At 71.6% G+C, this 20588-nt stretch carries 18 protein-coding genes; 12 read left to right on the top strand and 6 right to left on the bottom strand.

Translation table 11 applies throughout. The features are described from left to right. Positions 1-22: 22 nt before the first annotated feature. Positions 23-505, bottom strand: a complete 483-nt coding sequence (locus ACP7TJ_RS07595; RefSeq protein ID WP_427762558.1) for a DUF1772 domain-containing protein — start codon at positions 503-505, stop codon at positions 23-25. 185 nt (positions 506-690) lie between these two features. Here ACP7TJ_RS07595 and ACP7TJ_RS07590 point away from each other — a divergent pair, with 185 nt between their 5' ends. Next, a complete protein-coding gene (locus ACP7TJ_RS07590) occupies positions 691-1323 on the top strand; it encodes a uridine kinase (protein ID WP_266545410.1) in 633 nt (210 codons plus the stop codon). Between the two features lie 147 nt (positions 1324-1470). Continuing rightward, positions 1471-1899 (top strand): CBS domain-containing protein, encoded by a 429-nt coding sequence (locus ACP7TJ_RS07585; RefSeq protein WP_093766715.1) that lies wholly within the window; start codon positions 1471-1473, stop codon positions 1897-1899. 34 nt (positions 1900-1933) lie between these two features. Here the strand turns inward: ACP7TJ_RS07585 and ACP7TJ_RS07580 are convergent, their stop codons facing one another. The 3 genes from ACP7TJ_RS07580 to ACP7TJ_RS07570 form a co-directional block, all read right to left on the bottom strand. Beyond that, on the bottom strand, positions 1934-3052 hold the full coding sequence (locus tag ACP7TJ_RS07580; RefSeq protein WP_266545407.1) for a magnesium and cobalt transport protein CorA: 1119 nt from the start codon (positions 3050-3052) through the stop codon (positions 1934-1936). A 142-nt stretch (positions 3053-3194) separates the two neighbouring features. Further along, complete coding sequence (locus ACP7TJ_RS07575) at positions 3195-4106, bottom strand: carbohydrate kinase family protein (RefSeq protein ID WP_367547100.1); 912 nt, start codon at positions 4104-4106, stop codon at positions 3195-3197. Continuing rightward, entirely contained in the window at positions 4103-5014 is a 912-nt protein-coding gene (locus tag ACP7TJ_RS07570) for a pseudouridine-5'-phosphate glycosidase (RefSeq protein WP_093766718.1), read from the bottom strand. The genes ACP7TJ_RS07575 and ACP7TJ_RS07570 overlap by 4 nt, the downstream gene beginning before the upstream one ends. A gap of 97 nt (positions 5015-5111) precedes the next feature. On the opposite strand from ACP7TJ_RS07570, the gene ACP7TJ_RS07565 reads away from it, so the two are divergent. Beyond that, positions 5112-5540, top strand: a complete 429-nt coding sequence (locus ACP7TJ_RS07565) for a VOC family protein (RefSeq protein ID WP_367547104.1) — start codon at positions 5112-5114, stop codon at positions 5538-5540. Between the two features lie 41 nt (positions 5541-5581). On the opposite strand, the gene ACP7TJ_RS07560 is transcribed toward ACP7TJ_RS07565, so the two are convergent. Together ACP7TJ_RS07560 and ACP7TJ_RS07555 are read right to left on the bottom strand one after the other, a co-directional pair. Beyond that, positions 5582-6136: a methylated-DNA--[protein]-cysteine S-methyltransferase gene (locus ACP7TJ_RS07560; RefSeq protein WP_193457415.1), complete on the bottom strand. Its 555-nt coding sequence runs from the start codon at positions 6134-6136 to the stop codon at positions 5582-5584. A gap of 76 nt (positions 6137-6212) precedes the next feature. After that, complete coding sequence (locus ACP7TJ_RS07555) at positions 6213-7088, bottom strand: glycerophosphodiester phosphodiesterase (protein WP_093766721.1); 876 nt, start codon at positions 7086-7088, stop codon at positions 6213-6215. A 278-nt stretch (positions 7089-7366) separates the two neighbouring features. On the opposite strand from ACP7TJ_RS07555, the gene ACP7TJ_RS07550 reads away from it, so the two are divergent. The 9 genes from ACP7TJ_RS07550 (at position 7367) to ACP7TJ_RS07510 (ending at position 20422) form a co-directional block, all read left to right on the top strand. Next, positions 7367-8230, top strand: coding sequence for an MHYT domain-containing protein (locus ACP7TJ_RS07550; protein ID WP_093766722.1), 864 nt, complete (start codon positions 7367-7369; stop codon positions 8228-8230). 40 nt (positions 8231-8270) lie between these two features. Continuing rightward, on the top strand, positions 8271-10430 hold the full coding sequence (gene uvrB, locus ACP7TJ_RS07545; RefSeq protein ID WP_167742743.1) for an excinuclease ABC subunit UvrB: 2160 nt from the start codon (positions 8271-8273) through the stop codon (positions 10428-10430). 135 nt (positions 10431-10565) lie between these two features. Continuing rightward, entirely contained in the window at positions 10566-11144 is a 579-nt protein-coding gene (locus tag ACP7TJ_RS07540; protein WP_093766724.1) for a TerD family protein, read from the top strand. Between the two features lie 81 nt (positions 11145-11225). Further along, a complete protein-coding gene (locus ACP7TJ_RS07535; protein ID WP_404715141.1) occupies positions 11226-13226 on the top strand; it encodes a TerD family protein in 2001 nt (666 codons plus the stop codon). Positions 13227-13511: 285 nt separating this feature from the next. Then, the gene (locus ACP7TJ_RS07530) at positions 13512-14513 is read left to right on the top strand and encodes a TerC family protein (protein ID WP_093766726.1); all 1002 of its coding nucleotides are present in this window, start codon (positions 13512-13514) and stop codon (positions 14511-14513) included. A gap of 287 nt (positions 14514-14800) precedes the next feature. Further along, positions 14801-15904 carry a calcium:proton antiporter gene (locus ACP7TJ_RS07525; protein WP_427762551.1) on the top strand — a complete coding sequence of 368 codons (1104 nt, stop codon included), beginning with the start codon at positions 14801-14803 and terminating at the stop codon, positions 15902-15904. A gap of 170 nt (positions 15905-16074) precedes the next feature. Further along, positions 16075-16548 carry a type II 3-dehydroquinate dehydratase gene (aroQ, locus tag ACP7TJ_RS07520; RefSeq protein WP_093766728.1) on the top strand — a complete coding sequence of 158 codons (474 nt, stop codon included), beginning with the start codon at positions 16075-16077 and terminating at the stop codon, positions 16546-16548. A gap of 212 nt (positions 16549-16760) precedes the next feature. After that, positions 16761-17114 (top strand): trypco2 family protein, encoded by a 354-nt coding sequence (locus ACP7TJ_RS07515; RefSeq protein WP_427762549.1) that lies wholly within the window; start codon positions 16761-16763, stop codon positions 17112-17114. Beyond that, entirely contained in the window at positions 17114-20422 is a 3309-nt protein-coding gene (locus ACP7TJ_RS07510; protein WP_427762547.1) for an NACHT domain-containing protein, read from the top strand. Before ACP7TJ_RS07515 ends, ACP7TJ_RS07510 begins: the two co-directional genes overlap by 1 nt. Positions 20423-20588: the final 166 nt, after the last annotated feature.

Genomic DNA, 20588 nt, shown 5'->3' with positions numbered 1-20588 from the left:
ACGGCGCCTTCCGTGCGGTGCCTCAGCCCGTGAGGGCGAGCAGGTACGCCGGCGCGGCCCCGGCCGAGGCGAGGGCGCGGACGTGGTTCCACCGCGTCCACCCGCGCACGTACTCCGGCCAGTACACGGCCGCCTCGGCACCGCCCGCTTCGAGCCGGGCCAGCCGCTCGTTGCGGGGTATGTTCGCCGCCACGGTCGGCCCGAACGACCCGCCCAGGTACAAGGCGCCGCCCACCACCGACGCGACCGCCCCCTCGCCCGGCCACGTCACGAGCGTCACCACCGTGAGCACCGCGCTCAGCACCGTCGTACCGAGGAACACCGCCATGAACGGCGGCCGCACCGCCGCCACGTTGACCGCCTGCATCGCGGCCACGCCCCGCGCCGGCGGCAGCGCCGCCAGCCCTCTCATCACGAACGTCGAGAACGCGCAGAACACCCCCGCCACCAGCCCGGTCCCCAGCACACCCAGCGCCGTCAGCACGGCGTACGGCCCGTCGCCCATGTCCTCACCCCCGTCACCCTCGTCCTACCGGCCCGGGCCCTTCCCCCGGCCGCCCGCACCACCAGTGAACGCGCCCCCGCCGCGCCGGACCATGGCCGAGCGGCGCGCACCCATACGCGAACGTCCACCGCCCTGCCCTCCCCGGCGCCTCCGGTACCGCCCGGGACGTGCCGCATCATGGCCGTGTGCGACTCGAAGCGATCACCTGGGACCGGCTCGTCGACCTGCTCGCCGAACGCCTGCTGGACCTCGGCACGGCCGACGGCGCCCCCTGGCCTCGCGTCGCCCTCGACGGCGCCCCGGCCGCCCGCCCGGGAGACCTCGCCGAACGGGTCGCCGAGGCGCTGCGCGTCCGCGGCCGCCCCAGCCTGGTCGTCGGCACGGACGGCTTCCTGCGCCCCGCCTCGGTCCGGCTGGAGTACGGCCACCAGGACCTGGAGTCCTACTACAGCGGCTGGTACGACACCGGCGCCCTGTGGCGCGAGGTGTTCGACCCGCTCGGCCCCGGCGGCAGCGGGCGGGTGCTGCCCGACCTCCGGGACCCGGTCACCGACCGCGCCACCCGCAGCCCGTATGTCGAACTGCCGCCCGGCGGCGTGCTGTTGCTGCACGGTCCGCTCCTCCTGCACCACTGGTTCCCCTTCGATCTGACCGTCCACGTCCTCCTCTCACCCGGTGCGCTGCGCCGCCGCACCCCCGAGGCCGAGCACTGGACCCTGCCCGCCTTCGAGCGCTACGAGCGCGAGACCGACCCGGCCGGCACCGCCGACGTGCTCGTACGGGCCGACGACCCCCGCCACCCGGCCTGGCGCGGCTGAGAGCACGGCGAAGAGTCCGGTCGGGGCCGAGGACGCGGCGTCGTCCGCTGCGGGTGCCGTCCGCGGGCGGTCCGGAGACAATGAAGGGCGTCGGGACTCGCGGCGCGCCCCGCGCCGCGCCGGCCGTCCGGCACCGGGAGGTACCTCATGACCACCGCCGGAGACATCATGCACCGCGGCGCCCAGTGGATCCCCGCGCACGAAACCCTCGACCGAGCGGCACAGTTGATGCGCGAACTGAACGTCGGCGCGCTGCCCATCAGCGACGAGAACGAACGGCTCTGCGGCATCCTCACCGACCGCGACATCGTCGTCGGCTGCGTCGCCATGGGCCACGACCCCGCCGAGGTCACCGCGGGCGACATGGCCAAGGGCACACCGCGCTGGATCGAGTCCGACGCCGACGTCGACGACGTCCTCACCGAGATGCGCACCCACCAGATCCGCCGGCTGCCCGTCATCGACGACAAGCGTCTCGTCGGCATGATCAGCGAAGCCGATCTGGCCCGGCATCTGACGGGCGAACAGATCGCCGCCTTCGCCGAGAGCGTCTACGCCCGGTCCGCCTCCGGCTGACACCGACGCCCGCGACCAGCGGGTCGGACGGGCGTCACAGCCAGCCGCTGCGCCGGAACGCCCGATACAGCACCAGACACGCCACCGATATCACCCCGACGACCATGCCGTAGCCGTACCGCCAGTGCAGCTCCGGCATGTGGTCGAAGTTCATGCCGTACATCCCGCACACCATGGTCGGCACCGCGACGATCGCCGCCCAGGCGGTGATCTTGCGCATGTCCTCGTTCTGGGCGACCGTGACCCGCGCCAGATGGGCCTGGAGGATCGAATTGATCAGATCGTCGAACGCCGCTGTCTGCTCCGTCGCCCGCTGCAGATGGTCGGCGACGTCACGGAAGTACGCCTGTATGTCGGGGGCGACCACCCGGCTCGGCCGGGTGGCGAGTTCCTCCAGCGGCCGGCCCAGCGGCACCACCGCCCGCTTCAGCTCCAGCAGTTCACGCTTGAGCTGGTAGATGCGGCCCGGGTCGACCCGGGCACCGTGCTCCGCGAACACCTCCGTCTCGACCCGGTCCATGTCTCCCTGGACCGAGTCGACCACCCGCAGATAGTCGTCGACGACCTGGTCCGCGACGGCGTGCAGCACCGCGGACGGGCCCTGCGCCAGCCGCGCGGGATCGGCCTCCAGCCCTTCGCGCAGCGGGCCGAGCGAACCGTGCCGGCCGTGCCGCACGGTCACCACGAAGTCCGTGCCGACGAACACCATGATCTCGCCGGTGTCCACCACCTCGCTGGTCGCGGTCAGTTCCTCGTGCTCGACGTAACGGACGGTCTTCAACACCGCGAACAGCGTGTCCCCGTACCGCTCCAGCTTCGGCCGCTGGTGCGCCTCGACGGCGTCCTCCACGGCCAGCGGATGCAGGTCGAACAGCTCGGCGACGCCGGCGAACTCCCGGCTCGTCGGCTCGTGCAGCCCCAGCCACACGAACCCCTCCCCGCTCTCGCGGACCCGCTTCACGGCGTCGGCCGCGTCCCCGGGCACGGAGAGGCGCCGCCCGTCCCGGTACGTCACGCAGTTGACCACCGACGAGCCCAGCGGGGACCGGGCGGGGTGGCTCAGATCCACCCGGGGACGCCGGCGCGCCAGACCGCGCAGCCTGCCCACCCGGCCGAGACCGGTGACCCTCCTCAGATTCACTGCCCTGGACATTCGGCTCCCCCTCGCGTGGATCCCCCGTGCCGCGCCATCTCGTCGGCCTGCCGCGCCAGTCTGCCAGCGACCGGCCGGCCGCGTGCGGGCCTGTGGAAACGCCGGGTTCCGTTTGGTTCCCGCCTGAGGAGGAAGGCGCCCTTCAGCCCCGCGCCGGCGGCCGTGCACCCACCCGCTCCACCGCCGCGGCCCCCGCCCGGCACCCGTCCTCCGCGGCCCGACCGGGGTCCGCACCGGCCAGCAGGGCCGCGAGGAAGGCGCCGGTGAAGGCGTCGCCCGCGCCGGTCGTGTCCCGTGGCGTCACCGGCAGCGCAGGAACACGGGCGCACACCTCGCCGGACCGCGCCAGCAGCGCACCCTCCGCGCCGAGCTTGACCACCACCAGCGGCACCCGCCGGCTCAGCGACGCCGCCGCCTCCGCCACGTCCGCACACCCCGTCAGCAGGCACGCCTCGTCGCGGCTCGGCAGCAGCACGTCCACCCCCTCGACGAGCGACAGGAAGCGGTCCGGACCCAGCTCGGCCAGGAAGCCGGCCGACGCCGGGTCCACACTCACCGGCACGCCCCGCGCCTCCGCCGCCTTCGACGCCACCGCCACCAGGGCCCGGCTGCTCCCGCTGAACAGCAGATAACCCGACAGATGCAGTCGTCCCACCCCGTCCAGCAAGGCGTCCGACCAGTCCTCGGGCCCGAGCCGCAGCGACGCGCCGCTGTCGGTGAGGAAAGTCCGCTCGGCCGCCGCACCCTCGTCGACCAGGCACACGACCGTCCCCGTCGGCACGTCGGCGTCCACGACCAGCCGCGGACGCACCCCGCAGGCGGCCAGCTCCCGTTCGTGCCAGACCGCCGCGTCCGCGCCCACCCGCCCCAGCAGCCGCACCTGGCACCCGCCCCGGCGCGCCGCCCAGCAGGCGACGTTCGCGCCCGCACCGCCCGGCACCGTGCGGATCACGGCCGCCGTGTCCGTGCCCGGGGCGAGCGGGCCGGCATGGCGCGCGACCACGTCCGTGATCACGTCGCCGACGACCAGCAGCGCCCCGCCCGGCCCGGTCACTCCCCGGCGGCCCAGGCCGCCGCCACCCGGGCCGCGAGCGCCACGTTGCCCCGCACCGCCGCCAGATTGGCCTCGAGGGAGGCGCCGTCGGTGTGCCTCACCAGGTGGTCCAGCAGGAACGGCGTGACGCCCTGACCGGTGACCCCGGCCGCCCGGCACGCCCGCAGCGCCTCGTCGAGCACCCGCGCGTGCGTCCCGGGATCCAGCTGCTCGTCCTCCGGCACCGGGTTGGCGACGATCAGCGCCGATTCCGGGCCGCCGAGCACGTCCTGCGCCCGCATCACCCCGGCCACCTCCTCCGGGGTGTCCAGCCGCCAGTCCACCGGATGCCCGGAGTCCGACAGGTAGAAGCCGGGGAAGCGGTCCGTGCCGTACCCGGCGACCGCCACGCCCAGCGTCTCCAGCCGCTGCAGGGTCGCCGGCACGTCCAGGATCGACTTCACCCCCGCGCACACCACGGTGATCCGGGTGCGCGCCAGCAGCCCCAGGTCGGCCGACTCGTCCTGGGTGACGGTCCACTCGCGGTGCACACCGCCGAGCCCGCCGGTGGCGAAGACCCGGACGCCCGCGAGCGCCGCGAGCAGCGCGGTCGCGGAGACGGTCGTCGCGCCGCTCGCCCCCGTGGCCACCGCGAGCGGCAGGTCACGGTGGCCCAGCTTGCGGATGCCGCCTTCGTTCGCGACCCGCTCCAGCTGCTCCTTGTCCAGGCCGACCCGCGGCGTGCCGTCCAGCACCGCGATCGTCGCCGGTACCGCGCCCTCCCGCCGCACCGCTGCCTCCAGTTCGCGTGCCACCTGGAGATTGCGCGGCCGGGGCAGGCCGTGGGCGATGATCGTGGACTCCAGGGCCACCACCGGCCGCCCCGCCGCGATCGCGTCCCGTACCTCTTCCGACACCATGAGCACCACGCGTTGCCTCCCGTCTGCCGCCTCTCTCCATCTCTGGCGGGCGGCACGCCGGGCCAAACCCTTGCGGTGCGTCACACGGCTCACGGAGGCTGGGGCCATGACAGACCACGCGACCCGGCTCGACCACATCGTCCTCTGGGTGAGCGACCCCATCGCCGCCGCGCACTTCTACGAGAAGGCCGTCGGCCTGCAACCGGTGAGGCTCGCCGAGTTCTCGGCCGGCGAGGCGCCCTTCCCCTCGGTGCGCGTCAGCGAGGAGACGATCCTCGACCTCATGCCGCGCTCCAAGGCGGACTGCATGACGATGCTTCCCGGGGCCGCCGACAGCTCCGGCCACCCCGTCAACCACGTCTGCCTGGCGCTGTCCGCGGACGCCTTCGACGCCCTCCTCGACCGTCTTCAGGAGCAGTCGGTCCCGGTGTCGGACATCGCCCAGGACTCCTTCGGCGCACGCGGCCCGGCCAAGCGAAGCTTCTACTTCCGCGACCCCGACGGCAACCTCTTCGAGGCGCGCCACTACGACTGAACGGCGGTGGGCGCACCTGCCGTCGTGACGGAACGGAGGTGTCAGAACAGCGGCTCCGGCAGCACACCCTCCAGGGCGAGCAGCCGCCGCTTCGTCTCCAGCCCGCCCCCGAACCCGCCGATGCCGCCCCCGCTCTCCACGACCCGGTGACAGGGCACGACCACCGGCAGTGGGTTGGCGCCCATGGCCATGCCCACGGCCTGCGCGGCGCCCGGCTGACCGACCCGGCCCGCCAGGTCGCCGTACCCCACCACCGTGCCGAACGGCACGGTGGTGGCCAGTTCGCGCAGCACCTCGCGGTTGAAGCCCGAGATCAGCGACCAGTCAAGCGGCAGCTCGAAGGAGTGCCGCTCACCCGCGAAGTAGGCGTCGAACTGGCGTATCGCCTCGGCCAGCAGGGGGGAGCCGGGGTCCTCCACGGGCTCGGATCCGAGCCGGGACGCCAGCCGCTCCAGCGCCTTGTCACGCACCTCGTCGGTGGCGTGGAACACCACGTTGACCAGGCCCTCCCTGGTCGCGGCCAGCAGCAGCGGGCCAATGCCGGTGTCCACGACGGCCCACACGACCCGCTGCTCGTACCGCCCATCGCTGTCCATGCGCCCCACCGTACGGCCCGCCACCGACAACACCCGGCGGAACGGCGGAGGGGGCCGGACGGCTGCGGCCGAGAGATCAGCCGCCCACCGCGTCACGCACCACGTCGGGGTTGTTGGTGATGATCCCGTCCACCCCGTAGCCGGCCACCCGCCGGGCGGCGGCCGCGTCGTTCACCGTCCAGGTGAACGTCTCCAGCCGCTTGCCGTGCGCCCCCTTGAAGGCGTGCACCGCGGTCACGTAGTCGGCGGTCAGCGACGCGTGCGAGGGGTTGATCTGATCGGTGAAGGCCGCGTACGCCGGCAGGTCCGCGACCGGCGGCGTTCCCAGGAAGCCGGTCTTCACCGCGGGGGCCAGCTGGTGGACCGTGCGCACGCTGTCCGCGCCGAAGCTCTGCACGATCAGCCGCTGCCGCACATGCGCGGCGTCGAGCCAGCCCTCGTCGGCGAGAACCTTGAGGATGTCCCGCTCGATGCCGGGGTACAGCTGCGGGTTCTTGATCTCCAGCAGCAGCTTCTGCCGGTGCTGGTCGATCCGGTGCACGAACTGCTCCAGCGTCGGCACGCGCGCGCCCGCGTACTCGGGGTCGAACCAGCTGCCCGCGTCCAGGCGGGCTATCTCGGCGGCGGTGAAGTCCTTCACCTTCCACGGCGCACGGTCGGGGAAGACCTCCTCGACGTCGGTGGTGCGCTGCAGGCTGTCGTCGTGGACGACGACGAGCTCGCCGTCCTTGGTGCGCTGGACGTCGTTCTCCACCCACTCGGTGCCCAGGGCGGCCGCCTTGTCGACGGCCGCGAGCGTGTTCTCCGGCGCGTACCCGGAGGCGCCCCGGTGCGCGACGACCACGGGTGCGGGCGCGGCGCCCTCGGCGGCCCGGGCCGGGGCGAGCGGGAGCAGGAGGACGGCGGCTCCCGCAAGCGCGGTGGTCGAGGCGGCAACAGCGCGTACGTGCATGTGTACTCCTCGCGTCGAACGGTCACGGTCAGAACCACTGTGACAGCAGAGGGTCAACGCGAGACGGGTGCGGGATGGCCACGGACTGAACGCCGGCCCCTGAACTCCGCACACCGGTGCCACACACCTGCGGCAAGGACGTGTTTCTTTGCCGGATAGTCGTTCGACCATTCCGGTGGGGGTCATACTCTCTGCGAAACCCTGGCCGCCGACGCGGTCCTGGGAGGGGGCGCACAACGGGGCAACGCGGGACGTACAGGGCGGAAGGGCAGCCGCGCATGCAGGGCACGGTCGACGGATTCAGTTACGGGCTGGTAACACCTCTGGTGGCCTATCTCATGGCCTGTCTCGGGGGTGCGCTCGGGCTGCGCTGCACCACCCGGGCCGGGCTGGGGCCCCGCTCCTGGCGCCCCGGCTGGCTCGCCCTCGGAGCGGCCGCCATCGGCGCCGGCGTCTGGACGATGCACTTCATCGCGATGATGGGCTTCACCGTCGAGGGGACGCCGATCCACTACGACCGCGGGATGACCTTCGCGAGCCTCGCCGTCGCCGTCGTCATGGTGGGCATAGGCATCTTCATCGTCGGTTACCGGGGCGCCACCGGGACGGCCCTGTTCACCGGGGGGACCGTCACCGGTCTCGGCATGGCCTCCATGCACTACCTCGGCATGGCCGGAATGAGTCTCGACGGACGGATCGAGTACAACACGGTCGCCGTCGCCGCCTCGGTCGCCGTCGCCATGGCCGCCGCCAGCGCCGCCCTGTGGGCGGCGGGACAGGCCAGAGGCTTCCTGTGGAGCGTGGGCGCGAGCCTGGTCATGGGTCTCGCGGTCACCGGGATGCACTACATCGGCATGGCCGCCGTCGAGGTGCACGTGCACGGCACGGCCGAGCCCGCCACGGGGGAGTCCGCGACCGCCCTGCTCGGCCCCATGATGGTCGGCCCGCTCGCCGTCCTCGTCCTCGCCGGCATCGTGGTGATCTTCGACCCGCTGGTGGTCATGGGCCGGTCCCCGGCGCCCTCCGCCGACCGCCTGCCCGGGATCCCCGCCCACTCCCCGGCGCACCACCCCTCGGTCCGCTCCCGGCTGCGCGCCCGCGGCCCCGTCGAGCATCTCTCCCGCACCCCCCAGCGCCGCTGACCGGGACCCGTTGTCAGTGGGGGGTCGTACCGTGGATGACATGCGGCCCGTTTCCCAGATCGAACGCACGGTGGCGCCCTTCGAGGTCGTCAGCCCCTACCAGCCCAGCGGCGACCAGCCCGCGGCCATCGCCGAGCTCGCCCGGCGCATCGAGGCCGGTGAGCGGGACGTCGTGCTGCTCGGCGCCACCGGCACCGGCAAGTCCGCCACCACCGCGTGGATGATCGAGAAGCTCCAGCGCCCCACCCTGGTCATGGCGCCGAACAAGACCCTGGCCGCCCAGCTTGCCAACGAGTTCCGCGAGCTCCTGCCGAACAACGCGGTCGAGTACTTCGTCTCGTACTACGACTACTACCAGCCCGAGGCGTACGTCCCGCAGTCGGACACCTACATCGAGAAGGACTCCTCGATCAACGAGGAGGTCGAGCGGCTGCGCCACTCGGCGACCAACTCGCTGCTCACCCGCCGCGACGTCGTCGTGGTCGCCTCCGTCTCCTGCATCTACGGCCTGGGCACCCCGCAGGAGTACGTGGACCGCATGGTCCCCCTGCGCGTCGGCGACGAGATGGACCGCGACGAACTGCTGCGCCGCTTCGTGGACATCCAGTACACGCGCAACGACATGGCCTTCACCCGCGGCACCTTCCGCGTCCGCGGCGACACCATCGAGATCTTCCCGGTCTACGAGGAGCTCGCCGTCCGCATCGAGATGTTCGGCGACGAGATCGAGGCGCTGTCCACGCTGCACCCGCTCACCGGCGAGATCATCAGCGACGACCAGCAGCTCTACGTCTTCCCCGCCTCCCACTACGTCGCCGGCCCCGAGCGGCTGGAGCGCGCGGTCAACGACATCGAGAAGGAGCTCGGCGAGCGCCTCTCCGAGCTGGAGAAGCAGGGCAAGCTCCTGGAGGCCCAGCGGCTGCGCATGCGGACCACGTACGACATCGAGATGCTCCGCCAGATCGGCACCTGTTCCGGCGTGGAGAACTACTCGATGCACTTCGACGGCCGTACGCCGGGCTCGCCGCCCAACACGCTGCTGGACTACTTCCCGGACGACTTCCTCCTCGTCATCGACGAGTCGCACGTCACCGTGCCGCAGATCGGCGCCATGTACGAGGGCGACGCCTCCCGTAAGCGCACCCTCGTCGACCACGGCTTCCGGCTGCCCTCGGCCCTGGACAACCGCCCGCTGAAGTGGGAGGAGTTCCAGGAGCGCGTCGGCCAGGCGGTGTACCTGTCGGCCACCCCCGGCCAGTACGAGCTCTCCCGCTCGGACGGCTTCGTCGAGCAGATCATCCGCCCGACCGGACTCGTGGACCCCGAGGTCGTCGTCAAGCCCACCGAGGGCCAGATCGACGACCTGGTGCACGAGATCCGCACACGTGTGGAGAAGGACGAGCGCGTCCTGGTCACCACGCTCACCAAGAAGATGGCCGAGGACCTCACGGACTACTTCCTCGAACTCGGCATCCAGGTGCGGTACCTGCACAGCGACGTCGACACCCTGCGCCGGGTGGAGCTGCTGCGGGAGCTGCGCAGCGGCGAGTACGACGTCCTGGTCGGCATCAACCTGCTGCGTGAGGGCCTCGACCTGCCCGAGGTCTCCCTGGTGGCGATCCTCGACGCCGACAAGGAGGGCTTCCTGCGGTCGGGCACCTCCCTGATCCAGACCATCGGCCGCGCGGCGCGCAACGTCTCCGGCCAGGTCCACATGTACGCCGACAAGATCACGCCGGCGATGGAGAAGGCCATCGAGGAGACCAACCGCCGCCGCGAGAAGCAGGTCGCGTACAACCAGGCCAACGGCATCGACCCGCAGCCGCTGCGCAAGAAGATCAACGACATCGTCGCGCAGATCGCCCGCGAGGACATCGACACCGAGCAGCTGCTCGGCTCGGGCTACCGCCAGGCCAAGAAGGACGGCGGCGGCACCAGGACGCCCGTGCCCGCCCTCGGCGGCAAGGCCGCCAAGGGTGCGAAGAGCGCCAAGACCACCAAGGGCGCCAAGGGCAAGGCCGCCGAGACCGTGCCCACCGACCGCCCCGCGGCCGAACTCGCCGAGCAGATCGAGGAGCTCACCGCGCGCATGCGCGCAGCCGCCGCCGACCTGCAGTTCGAGATCGCGGCACGGCTGCGCGACGAGGTGTCCGAGATGAAGAAGGAACTGAGGCAGATGCAGGAGGCGGGCCTGTCCTGACCTCCGCACACGGAATGTGTTGCAAGACCGACACAAAGTGTGGACCGGGGTACGTCGCTGTCAGTGCACCTGCGTAGGGTTCTGGTCAACCGCGGTTTCGCGGCAACAGGGGACGTCCGAGAGGGGAATCAGCGCGTGACCGTCAACATGACCAAGGGTCAGGCCATCAGTCTGCAGAAGAACGACGGCGGCAGCCTGACCGCGGTGCGCATGGGTCTCGGCTGGCAGGCGGCCCCCCGGCGTGGCCTGTTCGGCACCCGCACCCGGGAGATCGACCTGGACGCCTCCGCCGTCCTCTTCGCCGACAAGCAGCCGGTCGACGTCGTCTTCTTCCGCCACCTGGTGAGCGACGACGGCTCCGTGCGCCACACCGGTGACAACCTCGTCGGCGGTGTCGGCCAGGGCGGTGACGACGAGGCCATCCTCGTCGACCTCTCGCGCGTCCCGGTCCACATCGACCAGATCGTCTTCACCGTGAACTCCTTCACGGGCCAGACGTTCCAGGAGGTGCAGAACGCCTTCTGCCGCCTGGTCGACGAGACCAACGGCCAGGAGCTCGCCCGTTACACGCTGGCCGGCGGCGGCCCCTACACCGCTCAGATCATGGCCAAGGTCCACCGCTCCGGCTCGGGCTGGACGATGACGGCCATCGGCAACCCGGCCAACGGCCGCACCTTCCAGGACCTGATGCCGGCCATCCTGCCGGTCCTCTAGGCAGCCGCCGGTTAACCGGCCCCCGCGCGGGGCCGGTTCGGCGCACCCGACACACCGACGCGACACAGGGGGACCAACGCGATGACGGCCGAGCTGGTGCGGGGGCAGAACCACCCGCTGTCCCAGTCCCGTCTGGAGATCCGGATCTCGGCCGGCACGCCGGTCGCGGCCGCCGCCGCACTGAGCGACGAGAACGGACGGATCCACGGCACGGAGTGGGTGGCCCACCCGGGCGCCCCCGTGCAGCCCGGCCTGGAGGTGTCGCGCCAGGCGGCCGCCGACCACCGTCTCGCGGTGGACCTGGACGCCATGACCGAAGCCGTCCACCGCGTCAGCGTGCTGCTCGCCCTGCCCGCCGCGAACGGCGGCGCGGGCCCCGCACGCTTCGGAGCCGTGGCCGCCCCCTTCGTCGCCGTCACCGGTCTGGACGGCACCGAGGTCGCCAGCTACACCATCACCGGCCTGGACCTGGAGTCGGCCGTCGTCGCGCTGGAGCTGTACCGACGGCAGGGCGCCTGGAAGGTGCGCGCCGTCGGCCAGGGTTACGCGGGCGGACTGGCCGAACTCTTCGCCGACCAGGGACTGTCCGAGGCCGCGCAGCTCGCGGCCGGCATCGACGAGGCCGTCGCCCGTGGCCTCGCCCGCTCCGTCCAGGCGCCCCCGCCCCGCACGTCCGAGGGCGACCGCTCCCGCCAGGCCGCGGCCCCCGCGGTCGGCCCCGACCAGGGCGCCGCGCCGCAGGGCGTCCCCGGCCCCGTGCCGCCGGCGTACGGCGGGCAGCCGGCCGACGGCCAGGGACAGGGCGGACCGCAGCCCGCCTACGGCGGCGCGACCGGCCCCCACGCCTCCGCCGGCGGCGGCCCGGTCAACTACAGCCACCCCCGGCGGCAGACCTCCGCCCCGCCGCCGCCCCCGCCCGCGGCGCCCCCGGCCCAGCCCGGACAGCCCACGCGGCCCGTGGCGGGCGACGCCACCGGCTGGTCCATGGAGGAGCGGCTCTACAACCAGGTCTGGGGCATGTTCGAGGACCTGGCCCGCACCGCCGCCGCGTACCGCAGCGCCGTCGACTTCGCCGAGTCGCGTATGGACAAGGAGCTGGAGCAGGCCCTCTCCGACCCGCGCAGCCGTATCGGCGGCCAGGGCGACGCCGCCCGGGAGGCGGCCCGCGCGCGGTACACGCAACTCGTCGACCAGGCGCGGGCGTCCCTCGACCGGGACGTCGCCCAGCTCGTCGCCGAGTCCGAGGTCGTCGAGCCCGCCCTGCCCCCGGCGTTCGCCCGCTGGGACAACCCCTGCTGGCACGCCTACCGGGTGCCGATGGAGATACCCATGGCGCTGCGTCTGGGCGATCTCCGGCTGCCCGAGGCCGAGTCGATCCGCATCCCGATGCTGCTCCGGCTGCCGCTGGAGCGCGGACTGTGGATCGACAGCGGACGCACCGACTCCCTGGACGGGTCCTTCACCGACTCCCACGACATGCGGCGCCTGGCCATGGACACCGCGGTGGCGCACGCCGCGCGGCTGCTCGCCGTCTACCCGGCCGGCGAGTTCACCGTGCACGTCGTCGATCCGGCCGGGTCCGGCGCGCAGGCCCTGGCCCCGCTCACCCAGACCGGTGTCCTCGCCGGCCCGCCCGCACAGGGCGCCGCGGGGGTGACGGAGATGCTGGCCCGGCTCACCCAGCGGGTCGACCTGGTGCAGATGGCGCTGCGCGGCGGAGCGCCGGACGCGCTGCCGCCCGGCTTCGACACCTCACAGCAGCTGCTGATCGTCAACGACTTCCCGCACGGCTTCGACGACCGGGCCGTGAACCAGTTGCGCTACCTCGTCGACGAGGGGCCGTCGGTCGGCGTCCACCTGATGATGGTCGCCGACCGCGAGGAGTCCGCGGGCTACGGCCCGCTGCTCGACCCGCTGTGGCGTGCGCTGCTGCGGCTGACCCCGGTGCCCGACGACCATCTCGCCGACCCGTGGGTGGGTCACGCCTGGACATACGAACCGCCGGCGGTGCCGCACGGCAGCGAGGTGCTCCGCACGGTCCTCACTCAGGTCGCCGAGGCCCGCCGGACATGGAACAGGTGACCGCCCGGCCGCTTTGACCAAGGACGTGTAAAGCCCCTCCACCTGGGTCTTTGTGTCTTTCTTTACTGATCTCTTTACCAATCCTTGGTGGTTGGGTACTCTTGGCGGCACGGAGGGGAGTACTCCCTGTCTGTGCGGCGACCCCGTCAATACGGATCAGGCCAGATCCCGGGGCGTCGGCCCGAGGACCGTCCGGGCGCATCACGCGCCCCAGGCCTGGGTGGAAGAGACCTCCGGCAGCGACGACGCTGACTTTTGCCGTGTGACGTATCTGCCGGAGGCGCAGTGGATGTTTCCCTGACCCTATGGGTCCTGACGATCGTGGGCCTGTGCGCCCTGATCGCCGTCGATTTCTTCATCGGCCGCAAGCCGCACGACGTGTCCGTCAAGGAGGCCGGGATCTGGACGGTCGTCTGGATCGTCCTGGCCGCGCTCTTCGGGCTCGGTCTGCTGATCTTCGGAGGCGGCCAGCCGGCGGGCGAGTTCTTCGCCGGCTACATCACCGAGAAGTCGCTGAGCGTCGACAACCTCTTCGTCTTCGTCCTGATCATGGCGAAGTTCGCCGTGCCCTCCCAGTACCAGCAGCGGGTGCTCCTCGTCGGAGTGCTCATCGCGCTGGTGCTGCGCGCGATATTCATCGCCGCGGGCGCCGCCATCATCGCCAGCTTCTCCTGGGTGTTCTACATCTTCGGCGCCTTCCTGATCTGGACCGCCTGGAAGCTCATCCAGGAGGCCAGGGCCGACCAGGAGGACGAGGAGTTCGAGGAGAACAAGCTACTCAAGGCGGCCGAGCGTCGCTTCGGCGTGGCCGACCGCTACCACGGCACCAAGCTGTGGATCCAGCAGAACGGCAAGCGGGTCATGACCCCGATGCTCGTCGTGATGCTGGCGATCGGCTCCACCGACATCCTGTTCGCGCTGGACTCGATCCCCGCGATCTTCGGCCTGACCCAGGACCCGTACATCGTGTTCACGGCGAACGCGTTCGCGCTGATGGGTCTACGGCAGCTGTACTTCCTCATCGGCGGACTGCTGAGGAAGCTGGTCCACCTGTCCTACGGCCTGTCGATCATCCTGGGCTTCATCGGTGTGAAGCTGGTGCTGCACGCGCTGCACGAGTCCGGGGTGCACGTCCCCGAGATCAGCATTCCGGTCTCCCTGGGCGTGATCTGCTCGGTGCTGATCGTCACCACGATCACCAGCCTCCGCGCGTCCCGTAAGCAGGCGCAGACCGAGGCGGCCACCGGGCCGGCCGAGACCCCCGCGAAGACCGACATCGACGTCTGACCCGGTCGACACCAGGAACACGGGCACCGGGAGCGGGGGGCGGCGCATCGCCGGCCCCCGCTCCCGGACCCGCACGTTCCACCACACCGCCCCCCCGGGCGGCGCCCACTGCCACCGACCAGTACGAGGAGGGCATGCGTGACCATGATGACCCCGAGACGATCAGGATCGCGGAGCGGAAGGGGTCGCCGCACGGCGGTGACAGCAGTTCCGACGCCCTCGACGGTCGCCCGGTGGTCGACAGTCCTTGAGATGCGGCACCCCCGCATGCCGGGGACGATCGCCGCATGACGGACCGGATCAAGGCCATGGCGGCCCGATGGACGGTCGCCGTTCCCGTGCTCGCGGTCGTGCTGCTCGTCCTGACCTGGGGCAGGGACCTGCCCGGCGGCATCGTCGTCGTGGTGACCCTGGTTCTGGCGGGAGCGGTGCTGGCGGCCGTGCACCATGCCGAGGTGGTCGCCCACCGGGTCGGTGAGCCGTTCGGCTCCCTGGTGCTGGCGGTCGCCGTCACGGTCATCGAGGTCGCGCTGATCGTGACCCTGATGCTCGACGGCGGGGACAAGAGCGCGACGCTCGCCCGGGACACCGTGTTCGCCGCCGTGATGATCACCTGCAACGGCATCGTCGGCATCAGCCTGCTCGTCGGCTCGCTGCGCCACAAAACGGCGGTCTTCAACTCGGAGGGCACCGGAGCCGCCCTCGCCACCGTGACCACGCTGGCGACCCTCAGCCTCGTGCTGCCGACCTTCACCACCAGCAAGCCGGGACCGGAGTTCTCCACCGTCCAGCTCACCTTCGCGGCGGTCGCCTCGTTGAGTCTCTACGGTTTGTTCGTCGCGACCCAGACCGTGCGACACCGCGACTACTTCCTGCCCGTCGCGAAGCAGGGCGAGCCGTCAAAACCGGAGGAGGAGCACGCCGAGGCGCCCTCCACGCGCACCGCGCTGATCAGCGCCGGGCTGCTGCTCCTGGCCCTGGTCGGTGTCGTTGGGCTTGCCAAAGGCGTCTCCCCGACGATCGAGTCGGGGGTGCAGGCGGCCGGTCTCGGCCACGGTGTGGTCGGTGTGATCATCGCCCTGCTGGTGCTGCTGCCCGAGACCATCGCCGCCGTGCGCGCCGCGCGCCGCAACCATGTGCAGACCAGCATGAACCTGGCCCTCGGCTCGGCGATGGCCAGCATCGGCCTGACCATTCCCGCCGTCGCGCTGGCGTCGCTCTGGCTGCCCGGCGCGCTCGTCCTGGGCCTCGGCAGCACCCATATGGTGCTGCTCGCCCTGACCGTGGTGGTCAGCGCCCTGACGGTGGTCCCGGGCCGGGCCACACCGCTCCAGGGAGGCGTGCACCTGGTGCTGCTCGCCGCTTATCTGGAACTGGCGGTCAACCCCTGACGTCGGCCCCCGGGGCCGCCCGCACCTCCGGGCGGCCCCGGGAGCTTCGCCGGGGCGAGCGGGTGCCGCGGCCGGGCGGAAGTGCCGTACGAGCCGTCGCCACGGCGTGATAGACCGGGTGCGACCAGCGGTTCCGGCGAGGGGCCGCACCCCGAAGGACCGGAGGAAACGTGCCCCGCAACCTGGCCGACGCCCCGATCATGATCCTCAACGGCCCCAACCTGAACCTGCTCGGGCAGCGCCAGCCGGAGATCTACGGGCGTGACACGCTGGCCGACGTCGAGGCGATGTGCGCCCGCGCGGCAGCGGCGCACAACGGCACGGTGGACCTGCGCCAGTCCAACCACGAGGGCGAGCTGGTCGACTGGATCCACGAGGCGCGGCTGAACCACTGCGGCATCGTCATCAACCCGGGCGCCTACTCGCACACCTCCGTCGCGATCCTCGACGCCCTCAACGCCTGCGACGGCATGCCCGTGATGGAGGTCCACATCTCCAACATCCACCGGCGGGAGAGCTTCCGGCACCACTCCTACGTCTCCCTGCGCGCCGACGGCGTCATCGCGGGATGCGGCGTCCAGGGGTACGTGTTCGCGGTGGAGCGGATCGCGGCGCTGGCCGGCCCGGGCCTGGCCGAGGCGTGACGCAGGGCCTGCCGCCCACTCACCAGCCGCGGGGGTCACAGCCGGTCAGCTCGGGCAGGAGTGACGACCTGTGGCCGAGCGAGATGTACGGGTGCGCGTCGGGGACGAACTGGGGGTGCCGGTAAGAACTCTGCCAACACGGCGGACGCGTCCCCCGTGGGGCCGGTACCTTCGGGGACCGGCCCCTTGACGCGTTACGGGAGGGAAACTTCATGGGCACTTCGAACGACGACCCCCACATCGAGCTCGCGGACGCCGTGCAGAGCATCCGCGACGAGCTGCTGACCGCGGCACGACGCTCCACGGGGCAGGACGTTGTCTTCGAAGTGGGGGACATCCAGATGGAGTTCACCGTCGAGATCCGCAAGGAGGCCAAGGCCGGGTCGAAGGTCCGGGCCTGGGTCGTCGACGCGGCTGCGGACGCTGCGTACGGCAACACTCGTACCCACAAAGTCTCCTTCACCCTGCGGGCGCAGGACGCCCGCAGCGGCGCACCGCTGAAGATCCGCAACGAGACAGAGGGCAGCGCCGACACCTTCGGCCGTGGCACCCGTTCCGCGCCGTGATGCTGCGGTCGGCGGTTGACCGGATCGTCGCGATCCTGGCCGGCTCGCAGGGCACCGGCGTCATGCTGACGCCCCGGCTCGTCCTGACCAGTGCGCATGTGCTGTGGGGCCAGGAGTGGATCCGCGCCGTCCATCCGCAGAGCGAACAGCCCTTGCCCGCGCGCACCGTGTGGCGGGACGACGACAGCGACGTGGCCCTGCTGCTGACCGGTGAGGAACTGGTGGACCCCGAGCGGTGGGAGCTGCCCAGGCTGCGTTGGGGCGCCCTCGGCGCGCCCGACCCGCTGCCGGGCTGCCAGGTCGTCGGCTTTCCCGCCGTGCAGCGGTTCGGCCCCACAGGTCATCTCGAGTACGACCAGCTCACGGGCACCGTGCTGCCCATGGCGGGACGGATCAGATCCACACTCGTCGTCGAGTTCGACCGGGCGCCGGTGGCCGACCCCGCGCCCGGCGAGTCACCCCTGGCCGGGCTGTCCGGTGCGCCCGTGTTCGCCGGCGCGGTGCTGATCGGAGTGGTCACCCAGATACCGCGGGGACGCGGCCACCGACGCGTCGAGGCGGTCCCGGTGGAGCAGGTGCTCCGGGCAGCGGGCTTCCCTCACCATGTGGCGGGAGCCGAACCGGGCCACATCCCGCCGGTCGTGGAGTCGGTGACACCCGGCGACCACAGCCGCGACGAGCAATTCGAACGTCATTACGCACACGCCCTGCGCGCCCGCTACCGCAAGATCGAGATCTTCGGCATCGACGAACTGGGCACCACGGAGACCAACTGGGACCTCGACACGGCGTATCTGAGCCTGGAGGCGATCTCCGCGCCGGGGGCACGCGAGAACGCCGCCGTGAACCGATCGGTCGCCGCGCCGCGCCGGATCAACGAACTCCTCGCCGATCGCCCGCGGACCGTGCTGCGCGGCGAGGCCGGCGCCGGCAAGACCACCTTGGTGTGGTGGCTCGCTTCGCACGCCGCCTGCGGTGCGCTCGGTCACGAGCTCGCCGAACTGAACCACCTGGTGCCCTTCGTCGTCCCCATGCGCAGCCTGCCGGCCCGGGGCATGGCCTTCCCCAAGCCCCATGAGCTCGCCACGGTCGCGGAGCTGCAGATCGACGGGGTCCCCGAAGGGTGGGCCCGTCGCGTCCTGGAGGCGGGCCGGGCCCTTCTCCTCGTCGACGGCATGGACGAGGTTCCGCCGGCCGACCGGGAGGAGGCCCGGCGCCGCCTGACCGACCTGCTGGTGATGTACCCGCACAACCGCTGCCTGGTCACCGTGCGCCCTCTCGCGGTGGCCGCCGACTGGCTCAGCGCCGAGAACTTCGAGGAACTGCGGCTGCTGCCCATGCGCGACGAGGACGTCCTGGCCTTCTCCCGTGCCTGGCATGCCGCCGCCCGCCTCGAGTGCGCCGGTTTCCGCGACACCCACCGGGCCGCCACGGAGGACCAGAACCTTCGCGACCTGGAACGCGGTCTGGAACAGGAGCTAGCCCAGAATCCGACCCTGCTCCACCTCTCCCGCAGCCCCCTGCTGGCAGCCGTCGTCTGCGCGCTGCACCGGCGCCGGAGGGGCTTCCTGCCGGAGACCCGCTGGTCGCTCTACAACGCCTCGCTCACCATGCTGCTGGGCAGCCGCGACACGCTGCGCAGGGTCGGCGCACCGGAGGGCATCGTCCTTGGGGTCGAGGAGCACCAGCAACTGCTCCAGCGGATCGCGGCCTGGCTGGCCCGAGGCGGATACGCCGAGTTCAGCCCCGCCCAGGCACTGCACCAGATCGAACTCGCCATGCGCGGCATGCCGCGGGTACGCAAGCAGGGCTCCCCGGAGGCCGTACTGACTCATCTGCTCAACCGCAGCGGGCTGCTCCAAGAACGCAGCGAGAGCGCCGTGCAGTTCATCCACCGCACGTTTCAGGACTATCTGGCGGCGAAGGAGATCCAGGAGAGCGACGGCCTGGGCGAGCTGCTGCGGAACGCGGACAAGGAGGAATGGCAGGACATCACCCTGCTGGCCGTGGGCCACTGCAACCGCGGCGAGATCCGCAGGCTCATCGAGGGGCTGATCGACAGGGGCGACACCGCCGTGGACCCGCGGAAGCGGGGCGACATCCATGTGCTGGCGGCCCGGTGCGCGCTGAGCGCGGTGGTGCTGGAGGAGGAGGTGCGGGAGCGGATCGCGCACCGTATCCGTTCACTGCTCCCGCCCTCCGACGCCACCGCGGCCGCCAAGCTCGCCTCCCTCGGCTCCTACGTCCTCGATCTGGCGCCCGGCCCGGAGGAATTGGACGACACCGAGGCCATGGCTGTCGTCCAGCTGGCCCGCGACATCGGCGGTGCGGCCTCTCTGCCACTGCTGCGCCGGTTCGCCCGGCACCCCTCACCCGCCGTCCGTCGCCTGCTGATCAACGCGTGGCCGCGCTACCCGGAGGAGGACTACGCTCGTGAGGTCCTCGCGCACATGTCGCTGGAGAACGAGATGGTGACCGTGGTCACCACCGCCATGGCGACGGCGTTGCGGCACTGCGGTCCCACCGGCCTGGTGGCCCTCGATCTGCACGCCGGCAGTGCCGAACTCGCGAGGATTCTGCCGCACAGCGGCATTCGGCAGCTCAAGGTGTTGGGCAACTCCCTGCTGCACGATCTCTCCTTCGTCCGCAAGCTGTCCGGGCTGTCCTCCCTGTCGCTGTCGGGCTGCCCGCGGGTCAGGAAGCTGTCCGCACTCGAGGGACTGCCGCTCGACTCGCTCGACCTGGAGCTCTTCGAGATCGAGAAGTCCGAGCTGGCCCATCTGCGGCGACTCGACCAGCTGACCTCCCTGTCGGTGACGGGCCCCCTCCTCGACAGCAACATCCCCCTGCCCTCCGGGCACCCGACGGTCGAGAGGCTCACGGTGGCGAGCCAGAAGACCACCGTGATCAACGACCTGTCGGAATGGCCCGCCCTGCGCGAGCTCGTCGTGCAGGACGACTGCGACGCCCTCTCGGTGCTCCTGGCGGCCTCGCGCGCCCCGGCTCTGAACAGCCTCGACCTGGCCATCGACTCGCTGAGGCTCCCGGTCCCGTTCGGCCTGCCGGAGTTCGACGAACCGCTGCTCGTCACGGACAAGCCCGTGGAACGCAAAACTCTGCGGGGGATACGCCATCTGACCCTGAGGAGGGTGCGCAGATGCGGCTCCACCGAAGATCTCGCGCGGGTCTTCCCCTCGCTCACCGAGCTCACCATCGAGCACCTCGACGGGACCGCGCCCGACCTGTCCGCACTGCGCAGGATCGCCGGACTGACCATCCGGGTCGTCAGCAGCAGCAAACGGCCGTGATCAGTCCCTTGAACCGGCAGGTCGAGGCCGCCCAGGCATGACGGCCCCCAACCGCCCGGCATCGTGACACCACGGCCCGAGATCCCCTCCGGGGGAGCCAGTCCTTCTGTCCCGAGCCCCGCTGCAATCGTGGCTCCCCGAGCGTGTCTCCGGGGTCATCGCACGG

Source organism: Streptomyces sp. DSM 41931 (genome assembly GCF_050271085.1).
Classification (GTDB): domain Bacteria; phylum Actinomycetota; class Actinomycetes; order Streptomycetales; family Streptomycetaceae; genus Streptomyces; species Streptomyces albogriseolus.
The sequence above is the reverse complement of the archived record's forward strand: the minus strand, read 5'-3'. Positions and strand labels throughout refer to the sequence as shown.

Coding starts and splice junctions, on each gene's coding strand:
- ACP7TJ_RS07565 (WP_367547104.1), top strand. CDS start 5,112: ATGACAGACCACGCGACCCGGCTCGACCACATCGTCCTCTGGGTGAGC.
- ACP7TJ_RS07555 (WP_093766721.1), bottom strand. CDS start 7,088: ATGCACGTACGCGCTGTTGCCGCCTCGACCACCGCGCTTGCGGGAGCC.
- ACP7TJ_RS07515 (WP_427762549.1), top strand. CDS start 16,761: ATGGGCACTTCGAACGACGACCCCCACATCGAGCTCGCGGACGCCGTG.
- ACP7TJ_RS07510 (WP_427762547.1), top strand. CDS start 17,114: ATGCTGCGGTCGGCGGTTGACCGGATCGTCGCGATCCTGGCCGGCTCG.
- ACP7TJ_RS07535 (WP_404715141.1), top strand. CDS start 11,226: ATGACGGCCGAGCTGGTGCGGGGGCAGAACCACCCGCTGTCCCAGTCC.
- ACP7TJ_RS07560 (WP_193457415.1), bottom strand. CDS start 6,136: ATGGACAGCGATGGGCGGTACGAGCAGCGGGTCGTGTGGGCCGTCGTG.
- ACP7TJ_RS07580 (WP_266545407.1), bottom strand. CDS start 3,052: ATGTCCAGGGCAGTGAATCTGAGGAGGGTCACCGGTCTCGGCCGGGTG.
- uvrB (WP_167742743.1), top strand. CDS start 8,271: ATGCGGCCCGTTTCCCAGATCGAACGCACGGTGGCGCCCTTCGAGGTC.
- ACP7TJ_RS07585 (WP_093766715.1), top strand. CDS start 1,471: ATGACCACCGCCGGAGACATCATGCACCGCGGCGCCCAGTGGATCCCC.
- ACP7TJ_RS07525 (WP_427762551.1), top strand. CDS start 14,801: ATGACGGACCGGATCAAGGCCATGGCGGCCCGATGGACGGTCGCCGTT.
- ACP7TJ_RS07595 (WP_427762558.1), bottom strand. CDS start 505: ATGGGCGACGGGCCGTACGCCGTGCTGACGGCGCTGGGTGTGCTGGGG.
- ACP7TJ_RS07550 (WP_093766722.1), top strand. CDS start 7,367: ATGCAGGGCACGGTCGACGGATTCAGTTACGGGCTGGTAACACCTCTG.